Raw genomic sequence first — 1,381 nt, forward strand, 5'->3', positions numbered from 1 at the left:
GGCTTCTTCTTCCCCATGCTCTCCATGATGGACATCATCCTTACCGGGGCCGAAGCCCCTGATCAGGGGTGTCCGTCAAAGCGAATCAAGCCCAGTAGGTAGTCACGTGGCCTGCTGCGGCGGTCAGGAGTCGGAGTAGCTGAGGTCTCCGACCGTCCAGCTGCTGATGTCCTCGATGGCGATGCGGTACATGCCGCCGGTGTGGGGCAGTCCGAAGTCGCCCTGCAGGATCCTCGCTCGGTGGAGATGCAGATGGGTGGGCCGTGCGGGCGGCGCGTCGGCGGGCGGGGCGAAGAGAGTGGCGAAGGGCTTCAGGTGCTCCGACGACTGGAGGACCTCGGCCACCCGCTCCAACCACAGGGCCACCGGGGCGAGTCTGCCGGTGATCACGGCCCCGGGGACCACTACGGTCAGGGACATCTGGTTGCTGTGCTCGGACTCGACCATCGCCGCGATGTCGATGAGCAGCCCGTCAGGGGTCGACATGTCCCACAGAATATGACATCGCCCTCCGCGGGCCCAAGGGCCTGGGCACCGGCCATGGCGGTCATCGTCCCTGCGCCTGCTGTACGGCAGCTGTGAGGGCCGGGCCGTCGCCTGGATCGCGCCGGCCGGCGGTGACGAGCAGGGCCGGCACCGAGGGCGGTGACGGTGGAGCCCGCAGAGCCGAGGGCCTTCGTCATGTCCGGCGTCAGCTCGCCGCCCAGGTTGGATGATGCGCTCCTGTCGCCGTCACCTTCGGCGGAGTGCTCGCGCGCCGCTTCGGTCCGGGCTTTGAAAGGACTGGCGGGCAGGGCGCTGCGGACTGCTGCAGTGAGCGCGGTTGAGGGCGTCGAGGACGCCGGTGTCGGGGCTTCTCGCTCTCGGGCCGGCGGGCGGTCACGTGTCTGCGGTGGGCTCCTGGCGGTGTGGGGAGCGGCGGAGGTGTTCGTTGATGCGCAGGGCTTCTTCGAGTTGGTCTTCGAGGACGACGATGCGGCAGGCGGCTTCGATGGGGGTGCCCTGGTTGACCAGGTCGCGGGCCCGCATGGCGATCCGTAGCTGGTAGCGGGAGTAACGGCGGTGGCCGCCGTCGGAGCGCAGGGGGGTGATGAGGCGGTGTTCGCCGAGGGCTCGCAGGAAGCCGGGGGTGGTGCCCGTCATCTCGGCGGCGCGGCCCATGGTGTAAGCGGGGTAGTCGTCGTCGTCGAGCCTGTCGGGTGTGTCGGGGCTGGCCGTTGTAGTCACTGCACCTTTCTGGTTCTCGGGGAGAACGCGTCGAGGGGCCCCCGCGCCCTGTGGGGGCCCGGGCCCCCAAGGGGGAAAAACCCCACAACCCGCCCGGGGCCGGGCGTGAAAATACCCCGGGGCCCCGGGGGGGGGGGGGGGGGTAGAGGATTGG

At 69.8% G+C, this 1,381-nt stretch carries 2 protein-coding genes; both read right to left on the reverse strand.

Features of this window, described 5'->3' with window-relative positions; translation table 11 throughout:
- Nucleotides 1-123 precede the first annotated feature (123 nt).
- Entirely contained in the window at nt 124-486 is a 363-nt protein-coding gene (locus ACFWXO_RS45550) for a hypothetical protein (RefSeq protein WP_380533190.1), read from the reverse strand.
- Nucleotides 487-879: 393 nt separating this feature from the next.
- Nucleotides 880-1,161 (reverse strand): MerR family transcriptional regulator, encoded by a 282-nt coding sequence (locus ACFWXO_RS45555; protein ID WP_380533193.1) that lies wholly within the window; start codon nt 1,159-1,161, stop codon nt 880-882.
- Between the last annotated feature and the right edge of the window lie 220 nt (nt 1,162-1,381).

Source organism: Kitasatospora sp. NPDC059088 (assembly GCF_042738155.1).
Lineage (GTDB): Bacteria > Actinomycetota > Actinomycetes > Streptomycetales > Streptomycetaceae > Kitasatospora.